Source organism: Campylobacter sp. 2457A, from assembly GCF_020135895.1.
Lineage (GTDB): Bacteria > Campylobacterota > Campylobacteria > Campylobacterales > Campylobacteraceae > Campylobacter_D > Campylobacter_D taeniopygiae.
Genome location: NZ_JACHTO010000014.1, coordinates 12,436 through 35,139, shown reverse-complemented (window position 1 = coordinate 35,139; position 22,704 = coordinate 12,436). Strand labels below are relative to the sequence as shown.

Here is a 22,704-nt window from a genome sequence, read left to right as displayed (position 1 = left end):
AAAAAGAAGACTTGTTAAAAACAAATCTTCTTAAACTAAATCCAATTTAAAAAATTAAATTATTTAAGTTCTACTTTAGCACCAGCTTCTTCAAGTTGTTTTTTAGCTTCTTCTGCCTCAGCTTTAGCTACACCTTCTTTTAAAGTTGAAGGAGTTTGCTCTACAGCATCTTTAGCTTCTTTAAGTCCAAGACCTGTTAAAGCTCTAACGATTTTAATTACTTCGATTTTTTTAGCACCGCCGTCAGTTAAAACAATATCAAATTCTGTTTTTTCCTCAGCAGCTGCTGTACCGCCACCTGCTGCTGCACCGCCAGCTACCATTACTGGAGCAGCTGATACACCAAATTTCTCTTCAAATTCTTTTACAAGCTCAGAAAGCTCAAGAACACTTAAATTTGAAATATATTCTAATACATCTTCTTTTGAAATTGCCATTTTAAATCCTTTTTATTCAGTTTCTTTTTTATTTTTTAGCGCATTTAAACCAATAGTAAAGTTGGCAATTGGCGCTTTCCAAACTTGCAAAAGCATAGCAAGCAACTCATTGCGTGAAGGCATTTTAGCCAAGGCTTTAACCTTAGCAACATCTGCAACTTCACCATCAACAAAAGCAGTTTTAATTTGAAATTTTTCATTGTTTTCTTCAAATTTAGCAGCTACTTTTGAAACACTAAGTTGATCTTCTCCCCAAAGATAAATATTGGTATCTTTAAGAACTAGACCTGTTTTTCCGGAATTATTAAGAGCAATGTTAGCCAAAGTATTTTTAATAATTTGAACTTTTACATTATTTTCTCTTGCATTATTTCTAAGTTCTTCCAATTTCTTAGTAGATAAACCCTTATAGTCGCAAACTATAATAGCTTCACTAGCTTTGAAATTTTCTTCAAGCTTAGCAATAACTTCAACTTTTTCGCTTCTAGTCACATTTTCTCCTTTCCGATTGAGATTTCAAGTAGAGAGGAAATTTTCCAATTAAGCTTACGCCTCGACTATCTTCAATCTAAAATAAACATTTCAAAAAATTAACATTTTCTCAAATGTTTATTTCAAAAAAATAAAGAGTTTTTGACAACTCTTTATTTCATATCAAGTAACTCTTGAATTTCAAGTTTTACCGATGGACTCATAGTTAAAGATAAAGCAGCGCTTTTAATATATCTACCTTTTGCTGCAGCTGGTTTATGTTTGTTAATAGCTTTTATAAAAGTTGAGATATTATCCCATAATTGCTCTTTAGAAAAACTTACTTTTCCAAGTCCAGCATGGATATTTCCTTGTTTATCAACTCTAAAATTTACTTGCCCACTTTTAGCATTATTTACAGCTTGTGCAACATCCATAGTTACTGTTCCAGTTTTTGGATTTGGCATTAAACCTTTAGGACCTAAAATTCTACCTACTTTACCTACCAAACCCATTAAATTTGGAGTCGCAATCAATACGTCAAAATTCATATTTCCCTTTTGAATTTCTTCAACTAAATCATCGCTTCCAACAATATCTGCTCCAGCATTTTTAGCTTCGTCTGCTTTAGCATCTTTTGCAATAACAGCTACACGAACTTTTTTACCTGTTCCAGCAGGAAGCACAACAGATCCTCTTACCATTTGATCAGCATGTCTTGGATCAACGTTTAATTTTAAAGCAATTTCGACAGTTTCATCAAATTTTGCTGATTTTAACTCTTTAACTGTTTCTATTGCCTCATTAAGACTGTAAATTTTATTTGAATCAATTTTCTCTAATAAATTTTTTAATCTTTTTACCATTTTAGCCATTTTTATACTCTCCGCATTTTTAAAGTGCTACCGCTTTTTACTTTAGCGGTCAAAAGGATTAATCAACGATTTCAACACCCATAGAACGAGCTGAACCAGCAATAATTTTTGCTGCTTGGTCTCTATCTTTAGTGTTTAAATCCGCAATTTTTTTATCAACAATTTCTAAAACTTGAGCACGAGTTAATTTACCCACTTTATTTTTTAAAGGATTATCTGTGCCTTTAGAAATACCAGCTGCTTTTTTGATTAAATCTGTAGCTGGTGGTTGTTTTGTAATAAAAGTAAAACTCTTATCTGCATAAACTGTGATAACAACAGGGATATTAAAACCTGCCATATCCTTTGTTCTTTCATTAAAAGCTTTACAAAATTCCATAATATTAACACCTTGCTGTCCCAAAGCAGGGCCAACTGGTGGCGATGGATTTGCTTTAGTGGCAGCAATTTGTAATTTAATTTCGCCTACAACTTTCTTAGCCATAACAATTCTCCTTAATAAATTTAAATTATTTTCTCAACTTGAGAATACAAAATCTCCACTGGAGTTGAACGTCCAAAAATAGAAACATTTAATTTTAATAAACCTCTAACCATATCATATTCTTCTACAATAGCAGTAAAATTCGCAAATGGGCCTTCAGTGATTCTTACATTTTCTCCTTCTTCAAAAGAAATTTTTGGTTTAGGAGCTGCACGATTATGAACTTTTTCCAAAATTAAATTGATATCTTTTTCTGTTAAAGGGGTTGGTTTTTTTGATTCCCCAATAAAACGTCCTACTTTTGGAAGAGATTGAATTCGGTGCCAAAGTTCCGTATTTAAATCAAGATTTGCAAACACGTATCCTGAATACAAACTTCTTTCACTAATTTTTTCTTTTCCATTTTTAAATTCGATAACATCTTCTGTTGGAACAACTATTTCTTTTAGTCTATCCTCAATACCATTATCTTTAACTAAATTTTCAATAGCTCTTTTTACAGCCATTTCACTACCAGCATAAGTTTGAATTGCATACCATTTATAAGTATTCACCATTATCTCCTTATACAACCAAAGAAACAATAGATGACATAATCCAATCTACTAATGCCAAAAATACTGAAATAACCGCAACTACTATAAAAACAGTAATATAAGCATTTCGCACCTGTTCTTTTAAAGGAAAAATTACTTTCCTTAGTTCAGCCTTTGATAATTTAAAATAAGTTATTAATTTTTCCATTTATATAAACCTTAATATGGCAGGGCAAGAGGGATTCGAACCCCCAACCTGCGGATTTGGAATCCGACGCTCTACCGTTAGAGCTATTGCCCTAAGAGCTTAACTTTTTAATTTTACTTCTTTATGAAGTGTATGTTTTTTTAATCTTGGACAATATTTTTTTAATTCTAACTTTTCAGTTGTATTTTTACTATTTTTATAAGTGCTGTAATTGATATCACCACACTCTTCACATTTTAAACCAACTTTAATTCTCATTTTTTTCCCTTAAAACAAAAGTCAAGTATAAAAAACTTGACTTTCTCATAATATTTATTTAATTATTTTAGAAACAACACCAGAACCAACTGTTTTACCACCTTCACGAATAGCAAAACGTGTTCCTTCTTCAAGAGCTACTGGAGCTATCAAGCTTACTGTAATTCTTACGTTTTCACCTGGCATAACCATTTCAACGCCATCTGCTAATTTAATAGAACCTGTAACGTCTGTTGTTCTCACATAGAATTGAGGTCTATAATTGTTAAAGAATGGAGTATGTCTACCACCTTCATCTTTATTTAAAATATAAACTTCAGCTTCAAAATCAGTATGAGGAGTAATTGATTTTGGTTTTGCAAGAACCATTCCACGAATAACTTCTTCTTTTTTAGTACCACGAAGAAGAACACCTACGTTATCTCCAGCTTCACCTTGATCCATTTCTTTTCTAAACATTTCAACGCCGGTAACAGTAGTAGTTTGTGTATCTTTAATACCAACAATTTCAATAGTATCACCTACTTTAACTACACCTTTTTCAATTCTTCCGGTAACAACCGTACCACGTCCAGAAATCGAGAAAACATCTTCAATTGGCATTAAGAAATCTTTTTCAGTATCACGAGTTGGAGTTGGAATATAGCTATCAACTGCTGCCATTAGATCCAATACTTTTTTAGACCACTCGCCATCTTGACCAGCTTTAGCTTCTTCAAGAGCTTTTAATGCAGAACCAGAAATAATTGGAGTATCATCTCCTGGGAAATCATAAGAGCTTAATAATTCTCTAATTTCCATTTCAACTAACTCTAAAAGTTCAGCATCATCAACCATATCTGCTTTATTCATGAAAACAACTATATATGGAACACCAACTTGACGAGAAAGTAGAATATGCTCTCTAGTTTGTGGCATTGGGCCATCTGCTGCAGAAACAACAAGAATCGCACCGTCCATTTGTGCAGCACCTGTAATCATATTTTTAACATAGTCAGCGTGACCTGGACAATCAACGTGTGCATAGTGACGATTTTCTGTTTCATATTCAATATGAGAAGTAGCAATGGTAATACCACGTTCTTTTTCTTCAGGAGCATTATCAATATTATCATAATCTTTAAGCTCTGCCAAACCTCTTCTTGAAAGAACAGCAGAAATAGCAGCTGTCAAAGTAGTCTTACCATGGTCAACGTGACCGATAGTACCTATATTTACGTGTGGCTTATTACGTGAAAATTTTTCTTTAGCCATTTTTTTCCTCCAATATAAAAATAAATGTAAGCAAAACCAAGTCTATATTTATAATCTTTTCAATAAAACAATGGAGCTCATAGCGGGAATTGAACCCGCGACCTCTCCCTTACCAAGGGAGTGCTCTACCTCTGAGCCATACGAGCGCTCAGAAAACCAATATAATACAGACAACTGAAAAAAATTATGGGAATATACTGTAGTTATAATGAAAACACAGCTCCCAGTTAAACATTGGAGCGGGAAACGGGACTCGAACCCGCGACCCTCAGCTTGGAAGGCTGATGCTCTAGCCAACTGAGCTACTCCCGCAAAGCATGGTGGTGAGTCGTGGATTCGAACCACGGAAGGCGAAAGCCAGCAGATTTACAGTCTGCCCTCGTTGGCCACTTGAGTAACTCACCATTGTCACCATATAAAATATCTGGTCAAACACTGTTAAAAAAAATAAATATGGAGCTGGTTAAGGGACTTGAACCCCCGACCTGCTGCTTACAAGGCAGCTGCTCTACCAACTGAGCTAAACCAGCAAATCTTACGTCCTAAAATTTAGAATCAAAATTTTTAAAAGACGAATTATATATTAAAAAAAACATTTTGTCAAGAAAATATTTATTAATTTTACCAGATATTCTTTAAAAAAGAATATTATCATAAAATTATTTATGATAATCAAACAAATTTAAAAATTTTTTCGCCCTTTCACTTTTAGGATTTTCAAAAAAATCATGTGGGTTATTCTCCTCGATCACTTCGCCATTATCCATAAAAACTATTTTATCAGCAACTGCTTTGGCAAAGCCCATCTCGTGTGTAACAATTAACATAGTCATACCATCTTTAGCTAAATTTAACATAACTTCTAAAACTTCACGAACAATTTCAGGATCAAGTGCTGCCGTTACCTCATCAAAAAGCATGAGTTCTGGATTCATACAAAGGCTTCTTACTATAGCAATTCTTTGTTTTTGCCCCCCACTTAATTCTCTAGGAAAAGCGTCTAGTTTATGGATTAGCCCTACCTTTTCAAGCCATATTTTAGCCTCTTCTAAAACTTCTTCTTTGGATCTTTTTTGCACCTTTAAAGGGCCTAAAAGTATATTATCTTTAACACTTAAATGTTCAAATAATTCATAAGATTGAAACACCATGCCTACTTTTTGACGCACCCTTGTCCAATCTTTAAAATTTTTATCGATTTTATCCTGACCAATTTGTATCGTTCCGTCTGCAATTTCTTCTAATCCATTAATACATCTTAAAAAAGTTGATTTCCCACAGCCACTCGGACCTAGGATCACAACAACTTCTTTTTGTTTTACCTCTAAATTAATATTTTTTAAAACATGATGAGTTCCATAATATTTTTGCAAATTTGTTACTTTTAAAATACTCATTTTAACTCCATTTTTTTTCTAATTTTCTAGAATATAAAGCAATAGGATAACAAATTATAAAAAAAATAAAAAAAATAAAACCATAAATTATAAAAGGAGCTAAATCGTTTTTATTATTAAATTCAATAATTTGCTGCCCTACCTTTACAAGCTCCACACTACCAATTAAATAAGCAAAGGTTGTGCTTTTAATCATACGAGTAAGCAAATTCATACTTACAGGAGTAAGACGACGGAAGGCTTGTGGAATAATGATATAAAAATACGCTTGAAATTTATTTAAACCTAAGCTTTTAGCGCTTTCATATTGATGTTTAGGAATACTTTGCAATGAAGATCTAACTAAATCCATCATCTCAAAACTTCCCCAAATACTAAATACAATAATAGCTGAAGCTGTGCTGCTTAAATTAACCCCAAGCCACCTTGAAAAACCAAAATATACTATAAAAAGCCAAACCAAAAGAGGCATAATTCTCACAAATTCTAAAATAAAACGGCATAAAATATAAATATAGCGATTTTTAAAACTCATCAAAATACCTAAAAAAAGCCCAAAGAAAGATGTAATTATAATACTAATTATGGAAATTTCAAGCGTAACAAATAAACCTTGCCAAAGACGATTTAAAGTATCTAAATTTAATAAATTAAGCATTTGAAAGCCTTTTTTCCACAAAAAATAATATCAAAGAAATCGGTAGAATAATGCATAAATACCCCATAAACAAAAGAAATAAAAGCTCATCTGTTTTATAGGTTAGAGAATTTAAATCTTTCATAGCCGTGACCAAATCAGGCAAGGCTATGATACTTACCACCGAAGTTTCTTTAATAAGAAAAATAATATTTGCACTAATGCTTGATATTGAAACAGCAAGTATTTGAGGTAAAATAACATAGCAAAAATTTCCCAATTTTGTAAAACCTAAAGAAAGCCCTGCTTCAAATTGCTGTTTTCTAATAGCCTCAAATCCCGATCTAAAACTCTCAGCCATATAAGATCCACCCAAAAAACTAAGACCAACAATCGCACAAGCAAAAGCGGGGCGTAAAGTTTCATCAACGCTTAAACAAATCAAATTTAAAGGAGGAATTTTTTCTAAATGGATGCCAAATTTGGGCAAAGCATAGTAAAGAAAAAAAAGCTGTATCAATAAAGGAGTATTTCGAGATAATTCTATATAAATTTTACACATTTGTTCTATAAATTTAATTCTAAAATAACTCATTAAAATACAAAATAATCCTATAATTATAGAAAAAGCTATACCAAAAAAACTTAATTTCAAAGTAAGCCAACCAGCTATTGCAAATACACTTAAATGATTGATTATAAAATTTAAATCCATATTCTTTTTATCCTTAATTTTACCAAACTTCATCCAAGAGTGCTTTTTTATTTATAATTTCAATTTTACCTTTTTTTGTGTCAATTAGTTTGACTAATTTTAACTCTTTTAACATCCTAGATAAAGACTGCACTCTTACGTTTAAATCTATCGCAATTTGTTTTTGGGGAATTGTATCTAATTTTTTTTCATTTTCCAAAATATATTTTAGTAATTTTGTTTTCAAATCTAAAGAATTCTGCAATATCTTTTTCTCCAAAATTTTTATCTTATTTAATAAAGAACTAATCAGTATCAAGTTAAATTCATTATTGTTATTACATAAATTTTCAAACTCAATAAAATTAATTTCTAATATTTGACTCTCCTCCTCACAGATAGCACTCGCTGGATAATTTAATCTTTTAAAAGCTGGCATTTCTGCAATAAAATCAAAAGGTTTGAAATAATGCAGAGTAATTTCTTTTTCACCTTTAGCATGTTTATAAACTCGTATTCTTCCCTGCAATAAAATAAAAAAATTTTTTGCCAATTCTCCTTCATAAAATAAAATATTATTTTTTTGCATTTTTCTTGTTTTTCCTATTTTATATAAATATTTTAATAAATTTTCATCCTTCATTTTTAACCTATGTTAAATAAAATTCTCCTATTTTTTGTTATATTAGCTTTATAAAATTAATATTGGAGAAAATCGACTATGAAATCAAATACTATTACCCAAGAAAATATAAAAATACTTATGGAAATATTTTATGAAAAAATAAGAAAAGATGAAAATTTGGGATCTATTTTTAACAATGCCATAGGAACAAGCGACAAACAATGGGAGGAACATAAAATAAAAATAGGAAATTTTTGGTCAGGTATTCTTTTAGGCAAAGGTGATTACAATGGACAACCTTTAAAAAAGCATCTCGAATTACCTTCTTTTCCTAAAGAATTTTTTGAAATTTGGTTAAAACTTTTTGAAGAAAGCTTGGATAAAATCTATAATGAAGAAATGAAAAATGTAATTTTACAACGAGCACAGATGATAGCCTCTCATTTTAAAAATATGCTTTATCAATAAGGCGTCTTACTAATCGACGCCATCATAAAAAATTAAATTTTTATTTTTCTCAAGTCCTCTTTTGCTTGTTTTAAAATCTCTTCATCTTTAGAAAAATCAAAAAATTTAAATTCACTTCCATGTTGAAAAAAGCCATCAAGCAAATCTCCACTCAAACGATTTTTAAGATCAAGTTCTGCGATTTTAAAACCATCTAAAGTGTTTGCAAATTCTTTTAAACGTATAGGAATTTCTTTAAGTTTTGTATAGAGATAACAACTACTTTTAAGCCCCACTCTTCCGACTCTTCCTCTAAGTTGATGTAAAGTGGCAAGTCCTAAACGCTCTGCCCCAACTATGACAATAGTACTTAATCTTGGCAAAGAAATTCCAACTTCTACGACGGTAGTACTTAATAAAATATTTCCTTCATCGCGAAAACGCTTTAAAATTTCATCCTTTTGTTTATCTTTTCCGTGAGTTATAAAAACCTTTTCATAATGACTTTGCCAGTATTCACTAGCTTGTTCCAAAGAAAGATAAGGAATTTTATCACTTGGATTAACCAAAGGATAAATAATAATAATTTGATGATTTTGCGCAATCTCTTCTTTTATCTTTTCATTTAATTTTGAAAAATCTTCATTTTGTATGCAAAAAGTAGAAATATCTTTTTTAAAAGGCATTTGTTTGACAAAACTAAATTGTAAAAATTCTGATTGTATCATGCTTAAAGTTCTTGGAATGGGCGTTGCTGAAAATTGTATAAAATGCGGTGCAAAATCTTTTTTGTTTAAAGTATAAATTTTTTGTCTTTGAGCAGAACCGAAACGATGTTGCTCATCAATCATCACTAAAACAGCCTCATGATTTTCTAAATGTATTAAAGCGTGAGTACCTATAATCAAATTAGCACTTTGTAATTTTTGCGCTAAATCTTTTTCTTTTTTACCTCCTTTAATAAATAAAATATTTACAAAATCGGGCAAAAGTTTTTTTGCTTCCTCATAAATCTGATTGGCAAGTATGCTAGTTGGTGCCATCAAAATGGCTTGTTTTGGATAAACCATTAAAGCGGCTCCTAATAAAATCAAGGTTTTTCCGCATCCAACATCACCCATAATAACCCGTCTTTTAGCTTCACTTGAATTGAGATCTTGCTTTATATCCTTTAAAGCCTTAATTTGATCTTGAGTGGGTGCAAAAGGGAGGTTGTTAAGCCAATTGTCGATATTGAAAATATCAATTTTATAAGATTTGTAATTAGTTTTTTTTGCCCCTAACCGTCTTAGAAAATTAAAAATTTCAATATATTTTAAATCATTTAGAAAAAATTCCAAATTTTGAAACATCGCAAAACTTTTTTCATCATAAGCGTGCAGATTTAAAAGAAAATTGATGTATTTATCATCTATTCCACTTTCTTTTAAATTTTCAAAAGTAAGATATTTTGCCATGAATTCTTGAATTTTTAAATCCCTTATACCTGCAATTTGGTATTTTGGAATAAAACCTTCAAAAGAATTTAAAATTTTAGGATTATTAAATTGCCAAAAATTATTAAAAAGAGTGAGTTTAGCGTTAAAAATAACTTCTTTTCCTGTTTTTAAAATTTTATGATGCCAAGGTCTTGGATGAAAAAAAACAAAAGAAATATTTTTATTCCACTCTTTGCAAAATCCTGTACCAAAAAGTTGATTTTTATTATAATTTACATTTTTTAAAATAATTTTTTGAGTGCAAATTTCATTTTCTTTAGGAAATTTACTTGAATTTAAATTTTCAATCTTTTTAGGTAAAATAAGCGCCAAATCAATAGCGCTCTTTATTTTTAACTTTTTAAAAAGTTCAAAATCATTTTCTTTAATTTTCATTTTGAATACTAGCAAAACTCATATTTAATATCTCTTTATGCTGTTTGATATAAGCATTGATTTCTTCAAGTTTTACCTTTTGTATCAAATTTAATTCTTTTTTATAATACCCCTGCTCTAACCCTTGATAATACTCATTAAAAGCTATAGCTAAACGCTTAGAAAGACTTTCATAACGCAAAGGAGAAGAACCTATAATGAAATTTTTAGCTTGAAGAAGTTCATTTTTATTGATACCATGTTGTAAAAAATCTTTAAAGAGTTCTTTGATAATTTTTTTTGCTTGTGCGGCGCTTTCATTCTTAGTTTGCAAATATCCAAAAATTCTAGAAAAAGATAATTTAACATCTAACATAACATAAGCTGAATAAGCTAACCCTCTTTTTACGCGAATTTCTTCCATAATTCTTGAGCCAAATCCACCTTGACCCAAAACAAATAAAGCAATTTTGGCTAGATGAATATCTTTATCATCGAGGTTTAAATACAATGGAGTGGCAAAATAAATATAAGCCTGTTCGCTTTCTTTTCGGATTAAAATTTTATCTTTATTTTCTTTGCAAAGATCATATTTTTTGTTTTTATTTGTTTCTCCTTTATGAAGCTTTTCAAATAAGCCATTTAAAAAATCTTTCGCCTCTTTTTCTTCAATATCTCCACCTATAACACATACTAAATTATTTAAATGAATATTTTTTTTGTGGTAGCGATGTAGTGATTCTAAAGTGATATTTTCGATACTTTTTTCATCTCCATCATTAGGACTTTGAAATTCTGAATATTCAAAAACTTCAGAATTGAGTAAATTTTTTGCCAAATAATCAAAATCGCTTTTTTTACTTGCTAATTCTCCTAAAACATTAATTTTTATTTTTTTTAAAATTTTTTCTTCTATTCTAGGATTTAACAATAATCGTTCAATTTGATGCATTGCAAATTTAAAATGTTCTTTCAAGCAAGAAAGATTGATTTCTAAACTCTCAAAACCGCTACTTGCTTCTAAACTAATAGCCCTAAATTCCAACTCTTTAAAAAATTGATCATCAACGCCTTCGTTTAAAATACGAGAAAACATTTTTGCAAGTCCGGCAATTTCATCATAACTTCGCCCACAATTTTGAAAAACAAGCTTTAAAACAACGATAGGCAAATCTTGATTTTTTTCAAAGATAAAAGGAATTTTTACCCCTTTGCTTTCTAAATATTGCATTAAAATTTCTCCAAAATTTCATAAGCTGTGTTACGTTTTGCAGGATTTTCGCCTAAACTTCTAATTAATCTTATCATTTCATCTTGATTCATTCTATAACTTGCACCCGCAGCACTCACTACATTTTCCTCCATCATAGTTGAACCTAAATCATTAGCACCAAATTTTAAAGCAAGCTGTCCTATTAAAGAACCTTGAGTCACCCAAGAACTTTGTAAATTTTTAAAATTATCCAAATAAAGCCTTGAAAGTGCTAAAAGTCTAAGATATTTATTAGAGCTTTGTTTCATTATTTCAGGATGTTTTTGAATTAAAAGGGTATTTTCGCTTTGAAAACTCCACAAGATAAAAGCCCTAAACCCGCCCGTTTCATCTTGTAGTGCTCTTAAATGTTCTAAATGATCTATAATTTCCTCATCATTTTCAACCGTTCCAAACATCATAGTGGCGGTGCTTTTCATGCCGATTTTATGAGCTTGACGATGCACTTCTAACCAAGTTTTAGTATCACATTTATTTGGTGCTATGATATCACGCACTCTATCACTTAAAACCTCAGCCCCTGCACCGGGTATAGAAAATAAACCTTTTTGCTGCAATCTTTGTAACACTTCTGCTATGGAAATTTTAGATGCTTTGGCAATATAAGCAATTTCAACGGCGGAAAAACCATGGATAGTAATATTTGGATAATGCTCTTTAATCCAAGAAACAAGTTCTTCATACCATTCAATTTTAAGTTTTGGATGCACTCCACCTTGAAAAAGAATTTGAGTTCCACCTATAGCCTCTAATTCTTCTATTTTTTTACCAATTTCTTCAAAACTTAAGATATAAGCATCATTTTCCTTGTGATGACGATAAAACGCACAAAAAGAACAATCAATACAACAAACATTAGTATAATTTATATTTCTATCCACCACAAAGGTAGTAATTTTTTCAGGATGAAGTTCTATTTTTTTTTGATAAGCCATTTCTCCAAGCTCAACCAAACTCGCATTTTTCAATAAATCCAAAGCTTCCGTTTTATTTAATCTTTTCAAATATTTATCCTTAATGCATTAAATTTTTAAAATATTATAGCATTTAAAATATAAATTGTGCTATAGTTTCATTTATGAATTACTTTGATTTACTAAAAAATAATAAGACGATTAGAATTCTAGCTTCGGTTCAATTTATAGTTTATTTTGGTGCTTGGTTTTCACAAACAGGTGTTTTTACCCTACTGGTTAATCTTAATGCTCCTACTTGGGCAACCTCGACAAGTGCTATGCTCGCCTTTTTACCTGGAGTTTTACTCGCCCCTATTAATGGGGTTATAGTTGAAAGAAATAAACCTAAAAAGCTTTTATTAAGCATGATAAGTATTGAATTTATTTCTATCTTTTGTCTTACTTTTGTGACAAATCTTAGCATGCTTTGGCTTTTATTTATTCTAATCTTCATTAGATTGTGTGTTGCCTCTATTTATTTTCAAACTGAAATGAGTCTTCTTGCTAAAATTCTAAACACACAAGAATTAAAACTTGCTAATGAAATGCATAGTGTTATTTGGGCAGTTTCTTATACAGCTGGAATGGCAAGCGCTGGAATTTTCATTTATTTCTTTGGAATAAAAACCGCCTTTTTATTTGACTGTTTTCTTATTATGAGTGGCTTTTTAATTTTAACAAGACTTGATATTCCCAAAATTAAGCAAAAAAATCAAGATAATTTCTCTTTGATGATTAAAGAGGGATTTAATTACATTTTAAAAAATAAAATCATACTTCATCTTATATTGCTTCATGCTTTTATAGGATTAACAGCTTATGAAACTTTAGTAGCTTTGCTCGCTCAACATCAATATCAAGAATCTTTATCTGCTATTAAAGAATTTTTTTTCACCAACAAAGAAGTTTTATCCGCTGCTTTGGTGATTGGTTTTTTAAATGCTGTGCGTGCTTGTTCTTTGGCATTAGGACCTGTAATTTTAAGCAAATTTATCAACAATAAAACCTTATTTTATCTATATTTAGGACAGGCATTTGGGATTATATTATGGGCTTTGACTCAATTTAATTTTTATATCTCTTTTTTAGGGCTAATTGCTGCAGGTTTTTTCACTTCTTCGCTTTGGGCTTATACCTATACCATGATACAAAAAAACTGCGATAAGGTTTATTATGGAAGGGTGATTGCTTATACTGATATGGTTTATCTTAGTTTTAGTGCTATTATTTCTCAACTGATGGGATTTTTATTTGAATTAAATTTAAGTTTAAGAATGATCACTTTTCTTCTTGGAACTTTATTTATTTTTGCAGCTTTTTATTGGAAATGGTTTGAAAAAAAATATCTGTAAATTTTAAAAATTTACAGATTAGCTTTAAATTTTAAATAAATCTTGTAAATTCTTTAAGGCTTCTTCATTGCTTAAAGAATGGCCAGATTGTCCATTTTTTAATTCACAAAGCTCAATTTCATAACCGCTTAACATACTTGCAAGGCGTATATTGATACCGCTTTTTCCTATAGCTTTGCTTTTTTGTTCACTGTTTAAACTTACAATGGCCTTTTTATCTTCAATTCTAACAGAATTTACTATAGCAGGTGCTAAAGTTCTTGCAATTAAAATTTCAGGTTCATTGCTAAATTCAATACAGTCAATATTTTCATTGTGCAATTCTTTGCTCACAGCATTGATTCTAACCCCTTTAACTCCAACTGTAGCTCCAACTGCATCTATATTGATTCCATTAGATTTGAGTATAATTTTTGCTCTTTCTCCTGGAATTCTTGCACATCCAATAATATTAACATACCCATCTTTAATTTCTGGAACTTCAGCTTCTAATAAACATTCCAAAAACTTAGGGCTTGTTCGGCTTAATTCCATCTTAATACCTTTGTCGGTATAAACACGCTTTATAACCGCTTTTACAACATCCCCTATCTTAAATTTTTCACCCTTAATACGATTTTTCCTCGGTAAAAAAGCTCTTAATTCATCAATTTCTATAAAGGTATTTTCATCATTATCAATACGAACAACATTACCAAATACTATTTTACCAACCTTATTTTTATATTTTTCAAAAATAGTTTGCTCTAATAATTTTTGGATATGATATTCTAATTCCTTATGCAATATATTAACCGCCGTTCTTCCTAAATTTTCCAAAGAACACTCATAAGTAAGTTCATCTCCAATTTCAACATCAGGAGCTTCAGCTTTTGCCTTGCTAAGGGCTATAAAGCTTTCTTTATTTTCTTCCAATCTTGGATCATTATCTGCCACAACAGTAATTTTTTGATAAAGATTTAATTTTTTTCTATCCACAAAAAAATCATATTCTTGACCATAAATTCTTTTAGCGGTATTTGTTAAGGCCAAGATAACCTTTTCTTTAACACTTTCTAGTTCCAAATTTTTTTCATTCGCAATGCTTTCTATAATATCTGCGATTTTTTCCATTATTATTAATACCTTAACTTTGGGATTTAAATTTAAAAAGTAGATTAAAAGTATACCTTTAATAAGTTTAATTAAAAGTAAAATTTGATAAAATTATAAATTTAAAAGATGCTTTAAGGATATAACATGGATTTAAAATTAGCAAGAAATTTAATTGATGAAAAACCGAAAAATATAAGCCTTGGCAAAATTGAAGAAGCTGTAGTAAAGGATGGACAAAAGTTTTTCTATTTTGACAAGGAAAATTCACACAAAGATCTTATTGCCCTAGTAGAATATTTTGAAAAAAAAGGTTTAAGTGTTTATCATAGAACTATTAAATATGGTTTAGATGATAATGATTTTATGTATGAGGTGCATATTCTTTGAGTGCTAAAAAACTTTTTATTCAAACTTTAGGTTGTGCGATGAATGTCAGAGATTCTGAACACATGATCGCAGAACTTACTCAAAAAGAAAATTATTCTCTAACTCAAGATATTAAAGAAGCAGACTTGATACTTATTAATACCTGCTCTGTTAGAGAAAAACCAGTACATAAGCTTTTTTCTGAAGTTGGGGGATTTGAAAAAGTCAAAAAGAAAGATGCTAAAATAGGAGTATGTGGTTGCACTGCTTCACATTTAGGTAATGAAATTTTTCGTCGTGCTCCTTATGTTGATTTTGTTTTAGGTGCGAGAAATATTTCTAAAATTACTCAAGCTATTAATACTCCAAAATTTATTAGCGTTGATATTGATTATGATGAAAGCGAATTTGCTTTTGCCGATTTTAGAAACAGTATTTATAAATCTTATATTAATATTTCTATAGGATGTGATAAACATTGTACTTATTGTATAGTTCCTCATACCCGAGGTGATGAAATTTCTATACCTTTTGACATCATATACAATGAAGCAACTAAAGCTGTACAAAAGGGAGCAAAAGAAATTTTTTTACTTGGACAAAATGTTAATAATTATGGCAAAAGATTTAGAAATGATCATAAAAAAATGGATTTTTCAGATCTACTTGAAGAACTTAGTACCATAGAAGGCTTAGAGCGTATTCGTTTTACTAGCCCTCATCCTTTGCACATGGATGATAAATTTTTAGAAGTTTTTGCAAAAAATCCTAAAGTTTGTAAATCTATGCACATGCCTTTACAAAGCGGCTCAACTGAGATCCTAAAAGCAATGAAACGCGGCTATACAAAAGAATGGTATCTTAATAGAGCTTTAAAACTTAGAGAATTATGCCCAAATGTTAGCATTTCGACAGATATTATCGTTGCATTTCCTGGAGAAAGTGAAAAAGATTTTGAAGATACTATGGATGTTTTGGAAAAAATTCGATTTGAGCAAATGTTTTCTTTCAAATACTCAAAACGTCCTTTAACCAAAGCGGCCACTATGCCAAATCAAATTGATCCTGAAGTAGCATCTCAAAGACTTTCTATTTTGCAAAATCGCCATAATGAAATTTTAGATGAAATTGTTGAAAAACAAAACAATAAAGAATTTGAAGTTTTATTTGAAGAATTAAGACCTAATCATTCAGTAGCAGGAAGAACAGATAACAATTTCTTAGTCCAAGTTGAACATAGCGAAGAACTTTTGGGGCAAATTAAAAAAGTAAAAATCACAAATGCAAAGCGTATGGTTTTATATGGGGAACTCGTTTAAAACCGTATTAATAACGTATCTAGTATTTATTTTACAATGGCTGATTTTCTTAAGTTGTAAAAAAATCTATAAAGGAGATAAAGTCGATAAAGCGCCTTATGTTATACTTTTTTGGCATGGACGCTTGGCTTTAATGCCTTTTGCTTTTAGATATTTTAGACAAAAAAATAAAAAAGCCTATGTTATGATTTCTCATCATAGAGATGGGGAAATGATTGCTAGAATTATTAAATTATTTCATCTAGATACCATTAGAGGGAGTACCTCAAGAGGTGCCAGTGCAGCCTTAAGATCTGCTTTTAAAGTTTTGGATGAAAAAGACGATATTGTTATTACTCCGGATGGACCACGCGGTCCTTATCGTAGTATTGCAGATGGAGCTGTATTGCTTGCTCAGAAAAAAAATGTTAAAATAAGATTACTAAATTATGAAGCAAAGCATTTTTGGGAATTTAAAAGTTGGGATAAAATGATCCTTCCTAAGCCATTTACAACATTGATTTATCGATTAAGCGAGCCTTTAGATATTTCAAATTTAGATAAAGAGGAAGCTAAAAAAAAATTATTAGCTTTTTTTAAAGATATTGAAGAATTAGACAGTTTTAAGGAATAGAATGTTATTTTTGCTTAAAAAAATCCTACCTCAAATTTTTATTGGTATTATTTTAGAAGATGAAAAAAATATCCTTAAAGCAGCAATATATAGAAATAAAAAATTAATAAGTAGCAGCGAAAAAAGCTTTGAAAAAAGTGAAGATTTGCTAGAATATGTTAAAACCTTAAGTAAAAAATTCTTATTTTTCCATACTGCACTTTTTTTAAATGCCAAAGAACAAGGTCTTATCCCGAGCACAAAAAATGAAGACTTGGAAAAATTTAATGTTGGTAAGATAAGTTTAAAATTTATAACCCTTAATAATGCTTTAACCTATACAGCAACCGAACATGTGGAATATTTCCATGAACTTTTTGAAGATTATAATGGATTAGATTTTTTATACTCTCCTTTTGCTTTGCTTTATTTTAATATTTCAAAGCAGAACAAAAATGATGATAAAATAACTCTATATGCTTATCAATGTAGGCAAATGCTAACAATTATGGTTTGCAAAAATCATCAAATTTTATACGGAGAATTAAATTTTTTAGATCAAGAGTCTGAAAACAATGAAACATCAAATGAAGAATTAGATGAAGATATTTTCAATAATGAATTAAATTTTGAAAATTTGGATGAAAATTTTGAAGATTTATCACAGGAAAAAAATGATTCAGAAGAGGAAGGATTTTTAAATTTTGATAGTCTAAGTCAATTTAATAACGATATGGAAATTGCACATTGTATTATTTCTAGCATTGAAAAATTTTACAACGATGAAAAATATTCTGGAAATTTTATCAACAATATACATGTACTAAGCGAACAAGAACTAAGTATAGAGGCTACTGAATTTTTGGAAAATGAAACTTTTTTAGAAATTACTACTAAACAAATAAATACTTTTGATCTCATGTTTGAGCTTATGCACAAGGAAATTCAATGACTTACAGTTTTATAAAGCCTAGAAAAAAACCTATTTTAACCTTATTTATTAAAATTTGGGCTGCTCTTTTTATTTTTGGAATTGTCTTTATCTTTTTTATGTATTTTTTATATCTAACAAAAATTGCATTTGTTTCTCATTCTATTAAAAAACAAAAAGAAGAAGTTGTTAAAATGCAAAAAGAAATCAAAGATAATGAAAATTTATACCAAATTCTTTTAAATAAGAGTAAAATTGCTAACAATATCAAAGATCAAAATGAAATCGCAAAAAAAAGCTTAAAAAATCTTTTTGACATCGTTGTGCAAACAGGATCCATAACACTTGAAAGCGTAGATCAAGAAAAAGACTCTTTGCAACTTATTGGAGTAACTCCAACCATGGAAATGTTTAGCCTTCTTTTGGAAACTCCTTTGAAAAGTATTTTTGATCAAAGCAACACCACATATTATCGCTTAAGCAATGGATGGTATCGTTTTGTAAGCATAAGCAAAAAAAATACTGGAGGTTGCTGCGATGAAAGATAAAAGCCTCGAAGAACTCAATATAGTAAGAATTCTCATTCTTGCTTTAAGTTTTATTAGTATATGTACGGCTTTAATTTTGTTTTTATTATTGCCGGTATTGAAAGATTATGAACAAATTAATTTAAGAGAAAATTCTCAAATTGGAACGGTTAATTCTTTTAAAATCGATTTAAAAACTAGTGAAGATAAAATTACACAATTAAAACATAACAATGAAAAAAACTTAGATCAATTTCAACAAAAATTCGATGAAAAAAAATTCAATGATTTTCTAAAATATTATTTTAAAAACATCAAAATAACAAACATAAAGATACAAACTCCACAAGAATATTTACGTAAAGAATTAAAAATCGAAGCTTTAATGGATAATCCTAAAAATTTTTACAATTTTATCAATGCTTTAAAAAATTATGATAATTTAATTAAAGTCAGTTATCCTATTACATTAAAAGCAACACCAAAAGGCATTGCTATAAATTTTTCTGTGGAAATTTACTCAGATTAAATTGACATCTTCTCCTTTTGAGATTTGATTTATTGTATTCATCGCACACATTTTTCCACACATAGAGCAGGAATTTAAATCATCTGGGCGGCGTTCATTAAACATCTTTTTAGCCTTTTCTCCATCAATGGCAAGTTTAAACATTTTTTCCCAATCTATATCTTGCCTTGCTTTACTCATATCATCATCTCTCATTCTTTCTTTTGGCAACTTAGCAATATCGCCAGCATGTGCTGCAATTTTTGTTGCCACTATTCCATCCCTAACATCATCCAAATTTGGAAGTCTTAAATGTTCAGCTGGTGTTACATAGCAAAGTATATCAGCACCACTCGCAGCCGCTACAGCGCCGCCAATTGCCCCGCTGATGTGATCATATCCTGCGCCAATATCAGTCACCAAAGGCCCTAAAACATAAAAAGGTGCTCCTTTGCAAAGACGTTTTTCAAGTTGCATATTGGCTTCGATTTCATTTATTGCCATGTGCCCAGGACCTTCTATCATCACTTGAACTCCAGCCTCCCAAGCCCTTTGCGTCAGCAAAGATAATTCTATAAGTTCTGTAATTTGTGATGCATCGGTTGAATCATGCGTAGAACCTGGACGCAAGGCATCACCTAAAGACAAGGTTACATCATATTTTAAACAAATTTCTAACAAATCGTCATAATATTCAAAAAAAGGATTTTCAGCTTGCTTCATCATCATCCAAGCATAAAGCACAGATCCTCCCCTTGAAACTATATTTGTAAGCCTTTTTCCCTCTTTAAAAACTTTAACAGCACGTGAATTTATTCCAGCATGTATAGTCATAAAATCTACACCGCTTTTTGCATGATGATAAACCACGTCTAAAAAATCTTTAGCTTCAATTTGCTTTAAATCTTTTTCTAAAAATCCCACTGCATCATAAACAGGAACTGTACCTATCATTGCCTTTGAAAAAGTGATAAGTTCGTCTCTAAAATGACTCGTTTTTCCATAGTTACTTAAATCCATAATAGCCTCAATTCCGAATTTATGTGCAAGTTCTACTTTTTTCATCTCCTCGCTATAGTCGATACAATCATTTGAAACACCTAAATTAACATTTACTTTCGTGCGAAGTCCAAATCCTATACCATTGGGATCAAGGCTTTTATGATTAATATTAGCAGGTATGATGATTTTGCCACAAGCAATATTTTCAAGTAAAAAATCTTGACTTACTTGCTCCTTTTGGGCGACAATTTGCATTTCTTTGGTAAAAATACCTTCTTTAGCATAAAGCATTTGAGTTTTCATATTTTATCCTTGAAAAATTTTTGGATAAATGAAGGGTGAATGTAAATTTTAAAGCGTTTAATAATAAAATCTTCCCGACGCTGGCATTATCCAGATCCGGTTCGGTCTAAGCTTTTAGCTTACTCTCAGCCTGTTTCACAAGCTCCCGTCATTTATTGTATTATTATATCGCAATTTTACGTTGAGTGCGAGAGGTTTTAATAAATTTTATTAACTCTTCTGTAGTTTGAACATGATAGGGAAGTTTTGCTAGACAATATTTAAAAATTTCAGCCGCCGCTAAAGCATCACTTAAAGCTCTATGGTGGACACTTTCTATCCCCAATAATTCTTTTAAGGCATCAAGTTTATATTTAGGACTTTGTATGCAGCATTGTGCAAATTCTATAGTGCAAATATAGCGATTAAGCAAAATTCCTAAGCCACATTCATGTAAAGCTTTGGAAATAAAACCATAATCAAAGCGAACATTGTGTGCTACAAAAATACTATCCTTTAAAAAAAGTTTAAAATCTCTTAAAACTTGTTTTAAATTTGGGGCATTTTCAACCATATCAAAACTAATCCCTGTTAATTCAGTAATATTTTCCGGTATTTGATCAACTTTTATTAGAGTATTAAAACGATCTAATTCTTTGGAATTTTTAATTTTAACAGCTCCAATTTCTAAAATTTGCCCATGCTTGATACCGCCAGTGCTTTCTATATCTACTATGCAAAAAGTCTCTTCTTTAATTTTTGTAGTACGCGTTTTTAAACTTAAAAAATTATCATGATTTAAATAAAAACCTAAGCCCAAAAGTTCAAAAGTTTCTAAATCAAGCTGATAATCTTGAAGTTCATCAACTTTGCAAAATTGTTTAATCACCCATTCATAAGGTTTGCTTTGTTTGCTCAAAACAGAAATAATTTGCTCAACTTGTTGAGAACTCAAAATTCTAACTTTAATGATGAAATAGAAGTTTTATAATCATTAGAAGAAAAGATATAGCTTCCAGCAACTAAAATATCTGCTCCTGCTTGTTCTAATTCGCTTGCATTTAAACCATTAACACCACCATCAACCTCAATAAAAACTTTAGCATTTTTACAATCAATCAGTTCTCTTAATGTTTTAATTTTTTCATAGGTAAAATTTAAAAAACTTTGTCCACCAAATCCAGGATTTACACTCATTAAAAGAATCATATCTACAAAATCAATCATGTGTTTAATAGAATCTATAGGCGTATGAGGGTTTAAAACTATAGCTGGATGAATTCCACAAGATCTTATATACTCACACATTCTTATAGGGTGTTTTTCTATTTCCACATGAAAGGAAATAAATTTAGGTTTCAATGGAATAAATAAATCTACAAATTTCTTAACATCTTCTACCATCAAATGCACATCCAAAGGAAGGTTGCTAATGCTAGAAATTTTTTCTATCACGCAAGGTCCAAAAGTAAAATTAGGTACAAAATAACCGTCCATTACATCAATATGCAAAAGATCGGCTCCTGCTTCTTCTACAGCTTTAATTTCTTTTTCTAAATTTAAAAAATTAGCAGATAATAAACTTGGAGCAACATACATGATTAAAAAACCTTCTTGTAAGAATAATTTTTAGAAAAATATTCTATCCATTTATAAATAAAAATAGTATAAATATTTGAATATTTTAAGTTTAAATTTGTTAAAATCCCTATTTAAAAATTATCCCAAACAATAAGGAACTAAAATGGCAAGAGTATGTCAAATCACAGGCAAAGGGCCAATGGTAGGCAATAATGTTAGCCATGCTAATAATAAAACAAAAAGACGTTTTTTACCTAATCTTAGAACAGTTCGTGTAACCTTAGAAGATGGTACTACTAGAAAAATGAAAATCGCTGCGTCTACTTTAAGAACCCTAAAAAAACAAAATTCTAAGTAATATTTTTGAGGATTTATCCTCAAAAAATCACACTAAAACTTTACCAAATTATATATACATTTAATTTATCATTAAATTTTTAATATTTTTTAAGTAAAAATATTAACTTACTTAGATATAATTAATTACACAATATTAATTTCACAACATGAGGAGAAATTTATGTTACACGAATATCGCGATCTTATTTCAGAGCTTAAAGGTAAAGATGCTCATTTTGATAAATTATTTGAACGTCACAATGAACTTGATGAGCAAATTAAAAATGCAGAAGAAAATAAAATTTCAACTCTTAGTGATATTGAAATTTCAAATCTTAAAAAAGAAAAACTTCATATTAAAGATGAATTGAAAAAATATTTAGAAAATTATAAAAAATAAAGGTG

29 protein-coding genes, 5 tRNA genes and 1 riboswitch are annotated in these 22,704 nt (G+C 30.0%); of the genes, 10 read left to right on the top strand and 24 right to left on the bottom strand.

Features of this window, described 5'->3' with window-relative positions; genetic code table 11:
• Positions 1-59 precede the first annotated feature (59 nt).
• The 17 genes from rplL to H2280_RS05525 form a co-directional block, all read right to left on the bottom strand.
• On the bottom strand, positions 60-437 hold the full coding sequence (gene rplL / locus H2280_RS05605) for a 50S ribosomal protein L7/L12 (protein WP_337215923.1): 378 nt from the start codon (positions 435-437) through the stop codon (positions 60-62).
• A gap of 12 nt (positions 438-449) precedes the next feature.
• The gene (gene rplJ, locus H2280_RS05600; RefSeq protein WP_137624318.1) at positions 450-929 is read right to left on the bottom strand and encodes a 50S ribosomal protein L10; all 480 of its coding nucleotides are present in this window, start codon (positions 927-929) and stop codon (positions 450-452) included.
• Between the two features lie 152 nt (positions 930-1,081).
• The gene (gene rplA / locus H2280_RS05595; protein WP_137624317.1) at positions 1,082-1,783 is read right to left on the bottom strand and encodes a 50S ribosomal protein L1; all 702 of its coding nucleotides are present in this window, start codon (positions 1,781-1,783) and stop codon (positions 1,082-1,084) included.
• Between the two features lie 58 nt (positions 1,784-1,841).
• The gene (gene rplK / locus H2280_RS05590; RefSeq protein WP_002779452.1) at positions 1,842-2,267 is read right to left on the bottom strand and encodes a 50S ribosomal protein L11; all 426 of its coding nucleotides are present in this window, start codon (positions 2,265-2,267) and stop codon (positions 1,842-1,844) included.
• 20 nt (positions 2,268-2,287) lie between these two features.
• Positions 2,288-2,821 (bottom strand): transcription termination/antitermination protein NusG, encoded by a 534-nt coding sequence (nusG, locus tag H2280_RS05585; protein ID WP_137624316.1) that lies wholly within the window; start codon positions 2,819-2,821, stop codon positions 2,288-2,290.
• A gap of 10 nt (positions 2,822-2,831) precedes the next feature.
• Positions 2,832-3,011: a preprotein translocase subunit SecE gene (gene secE / locus H2280_RS05580; protein WP_137624315.1), complete on the bottom strand. Its 180-nt coding sequence runs from the start codon at positions 3,009-3,011 to the stop codon at positions 2,832-2,834.
• A 17-nt stretch (positions 3,012-3,028) separates the two neighbouring features.
• A tRNA-Trp gene (locus tag H2280_RS05575) sits at positions 3,029-3,104 on the bottom strand.
• Positions 3,105-3,110: 6 nt separating this feature from the next.
• The gene (gene rpmG / locus H2280_RS05570) at positions 3,111-3,269 is read right to left on the bottom strand and encodes a 50S ribosomal protein L33 (protein WP_002793551.1); all 159 of its coding nucleotides are present in this window, start codon (positions 3,267-3,269) and stop codon (positions 3,111-3,113) included.
• A gap of 54 nt (positions 3,270-3,323) precedes the next feature.
• A complete protein-coding gene (gene tuf, locus H2280_RS05565; protein ID WP_137622495.1) occupies positions 3,324-4,523 on the bottom strand; it encodes an elongation factor Tu in 1,200 nt (399 codons plus the stop codon).
• A gap of 71 nt (positions 4,524-4,594) precedes the next feature.
• Positions 4,595-4,669 (bottom strand) — tRNA-Thr (locus H2280_RS05560).
• Positions 4,670-4,758: 89 nt separating this feature from the next.
• Positions 4,759-4,835 (bottom strand) — tRNA-Gly (locus H2280_RS05555).
• 6 nt (positions 4,836-4,841) lie between these two features.
• A tRNA-Tyr gene (locus tag H2280_RS05550) sits at positions 4,842-4,927 on the bottom strand.
• A 50-nt stretch (positions 4,928-4,977) separates the two neighbouring features.
• Positions 4,978-5,053 (bottom strand) — tRNA-Thr (locus H2280_RS05545).
• A 129-nt stretch (positions 5,054-5,182) separates the two neighbouring features.
• Positions 5,183-5,920, bottom strand: coding sequence for an amino acid ABC transporter ATP-binding protein (locus tag H2280_RS05540; protein ID WP_137624314.1), 738 nt, complete (start codon positions 5,918-5,920; stop codon positions 5,183-5,185).
• Position 5,921: 1 nt separating this feature from the next.
• Positions 5,922-6,578, bottom strand: coding sequence for an amino acid ABC transporter permease (locus H2280_RS05535; RefSeq protein WP_337215922.1), 657 nt, complete (start codon positions 6,576-6,578; stop codon positions 5,922-5,924).
• Complete coding sequence (locus H2280_RS05530) at positions 6,571-7,272, bottom strand: amino acid ABC transporter permease (RefSeq protein ID WP_337215921.1); 702 nt, start codon at positions 7,270-7,272, stop codon at positions 6,571-6,573. The genes H2280_RS05535 and H2280_RS05530 overlap by 8 nt, the downstream gene beginning before the upstream one ends.
• 19 nt (positions 7,273-7,291) lie before the next feature.
• Positions 7,292-7,840, bottom strand: coding sequence for a Crp/Fnr family transcriptional regulator (locus H2280_RS05525; RefSeq protein ID WP_281276532.1), 549 nt, complete (start codon positions 7,838-7,840; stop codon positions 7,292-7,294).
• A gap of 132 nt (positions 7,841-7,972) precedes the next feature.
• Here H2280_RS05525 and H2280_RS05520 point away from each other — a divergent pair, with 132 nt between their 5' ends.
• Entirely contained in the window at positions 7,973-8,344 is a 372-nt protein-coding gene (locus H2280_RS05520; RefSeq protein WP_337215920.1) for a group III truncated hemoglobin, read from the top strand.
• Positions 8,345-8,376: 32 nt separating this feature from the next.
• Here H2280_RS05520 and recG read toward each other — a convergent pair whose 3' ends face one another.
• Genes recG through H2280_RS05505 form a run of 3 tightly spaced genes read right to left on the bottom strand, consistent with a single transcriptional unit; the run spans position 8,377 to position 12,453 of the window.
• A complete protein-coding gene (gene recG, locus H2280_RS05515; protein ID WP_337195826.1) occupies positions 8,377-10,197 on the bottom strand; it encodes an ATP-dependent DNA helicase RecG in 1,821 nt (606 codons plus the stop codon).
• The gene (locus tag H2280_RS05510) at positions 10,187-11,407 is read right to left on the bottom strand and encodes a M16 family metallopeptidase (protein WP_337215919.1); all 1,221 of its coding nucleotides are present in this window, start codon (positions 11,405-11,407) and stop codon (positions 10,187-10,189) included. The genes recG and H2280_RS05510 overlap by 11 nt, the downstream gene beginning before the upstream one ends.
• A complete protein-coding gene (locus H2280_RS05505; protein ID WP_337215918.1) occupies positions 11,407-12,453 on the bottom strand; it encodes a dehypoxanthine futalosine cyclase in 1,047 nt (348 codons plus the stop codon). Before H2280_RS05505 ends, H2280_RS05510 begins: the two co-directional genes overlap by 1 nt.
• A gap of 74 nt (positions 12,454-12,527) precedes the next feature.
• Between H2280_RS05505 and H2280_RS05500 the strand changes: the two genes are divergently transcribed.
• On the top strand, positions 12,528-13,757 hold the full coding sequence (locus tag H2280_RS05500) for an MFS transporter (protein ID WP_137624306.1): 1,230 nt from the start codon (positions 12,528-12,530) through the stop codon (positions 13,755-13,757).
• Between the two features lie 24 nt (positions 13,758-13,781).
• Here H2280_RS05500 and nusA read toward each other — a convergent pair whose 3' ends face one another.
• Positions 13,782-14,870, bottom strand: a complete 1,089-nt coding sequence (gene nusA / locus H2280_RS05495) for a transcription termination factor NusA (protein WP_337195828.1) — start codon at positions 14,868-14,870, stop codon at positions 13,782-13,784.
• Between the two features lie 126 nt (positions 14,871-14,996).
• Between nusA and H2280_RS05490 the strand changes: the two genes are divergently transcribed.
• From H2280_RS05490 to H2280_RS05465, 6 genes are read left to right on the top strand one after another with little or no spacing between them, the layout of a single operon-like run.
• The gene (locus tag H2280_RS05490) at positions 14,997-15,239 is read left to right on the top strand and encodes an HP0268 family nuclease (RefSeq protein ID WP_137624304.1); all 243 of its coding nucleotides are present in this window, start codon (positions 14,997-14,999) and stop codon (positions 15,237-15,239) included.
• Positions 15,236-16,537, top strand: a complete 1,302-nt coding sequence (gene miaB, locus H2280_RS05485; protein WP_337195829.1) for a tRNA (N6-isopentenyl adenosine(37)-C2)-methylthiotransferase MiaB — start codon at positions 15,236-15,238, stop codon at positions 16,535-16,537. The genes H2280_RS05490 and miaB overlap by 4 nt, the downstream gene beginning before the upstream one ends.
• Positions 16,521-17,150 (top strand): lysophospholipid acyltransferase family protein, encoded by a 630-nt coding sequence (locus H2280_RS05480; RefSeq protein ID WP_137624302.1) that lies wholly within the window; start codon positions 16,521-16,523, stop codon positions 17,148-17,150. The genes miaB and H2280_RS05480 overlap by 17 nt, the downstream gene beginning before the upstream one ends.
• 1 nt (position 17,151) lies before the next feature.
• On the top strand, positions 17,152-18,081 hold the full coding sequence (locus H2280_RS05475; protein WP_337215917.1) for a clan AA aspartic protease: 930 nt from the start codon (positions 17,152-17,154) through the stop codon (positions 18,079-18,081).
• On the top strand, positions 18,078-18,608 hold the full coding sequence (locus H2280_RS05470; RefSeq protein WP_337215916.1) for a hypothetical protein: 531 nt from the start codon (positions 18,078-18,080) through the stop codon (positions 18,606-18,608). The genes H2280_RS05475 and H2280_RS05470 overlap by 4 nt, the downstream gene beginning before the upstream one ends.
• Positions 18,598-19,116, top strand: a complete 519-nt coding sequence (locus H2280_RS05465; RefSeq protein ID WP_137624299.1) for a hypothetical protein — start codon at positions 18,598-18,600, stop codon at positions 19,114-19,116. Before H2280_RS05470 ends, H2280_RS05465 begins: the two co-directional genes overlap by 11 nt.
• On the opposite strand, the gene thiC is transcribed toward H2280_RS05465, so the two are convergent.
• The 3 genes from thiC to rpe all read right to left on the bottom strand — a co-directional run bounded on the left by thiC (position 19,108) and on the right by rpe (position 21,978).
• A complete protein-coding gene (gene thiC / locus H2280_RS05460) occupies positions 19,108-20,400 on the bottom strand; it encodes a phosphomethylpyrimidine synthase ThiC (protein WP_337215915.1) in 1,293 nt (430 codons plus the stop codon). The genes H2280_RS05465 and thiC overlap by 9 nt on opposite strands.
• Positions 20,401-20,454: 54 nt before the next feature.
• Positions 20,455-20,559, bottom strand: a riboswitch (TPP riboswitch).
• Between the two features lie 4 nt (positions 20,560-20,563).
• Complete coding sequence (locus tag H2280_RS05455) at positions 20,564-21,334, bottom strand: 3'-5' exonuclease (RefSeq protein WP_137624297.1); 771 nt, start codon at positions 21,332-21,334, stop codon at positions 20,564-20,566.
• Positions 21,331-21,978: a ribulose-phosphate 3-epimerase gene (gene rpe / locus H2280_RS05450; protein ID WP_137624296.1), complete on the bottom strand. Its 648-nt coding sequence runs from the start codon at positions 21,976-21,978 to the stop codon at positions 21,331-21,333. Before rpe ends, H2280_RS05455 begins: the two co-directional genes overlap by 4 nt.
• 145 nt (positions 21,979-22,123) lie before the next feature.
• Here rpe and rpmB point away from each other — a divergent pair, with 145 nt between their 5' ends.
• Entirely contained in the window at positions 22,124-22,318 is a 195-nt protein-coding gene (gene rpmB / locus H2280_RS05445; protein WP_137624295.1) for a 50S ribosomal protein L28, read from the top strand.
• A gap of 162 nt (positions 22,319-22,480) precedes the next feature.
• Positions 22,481-22,699 carry a YdcH family protein gene (locus H2280_RS05440; RefSeq protein ID WP_137624294.1) on the top strand — a complete coding sequence of 73 codons (219 nt, stop codon included), beginning with the start codon at positions 22,481-22,483 and terminating at the stop codon, positions 22,697-22,699.
• Positions 22,700-22,704 lie beyond the last annotated feature (5 nt).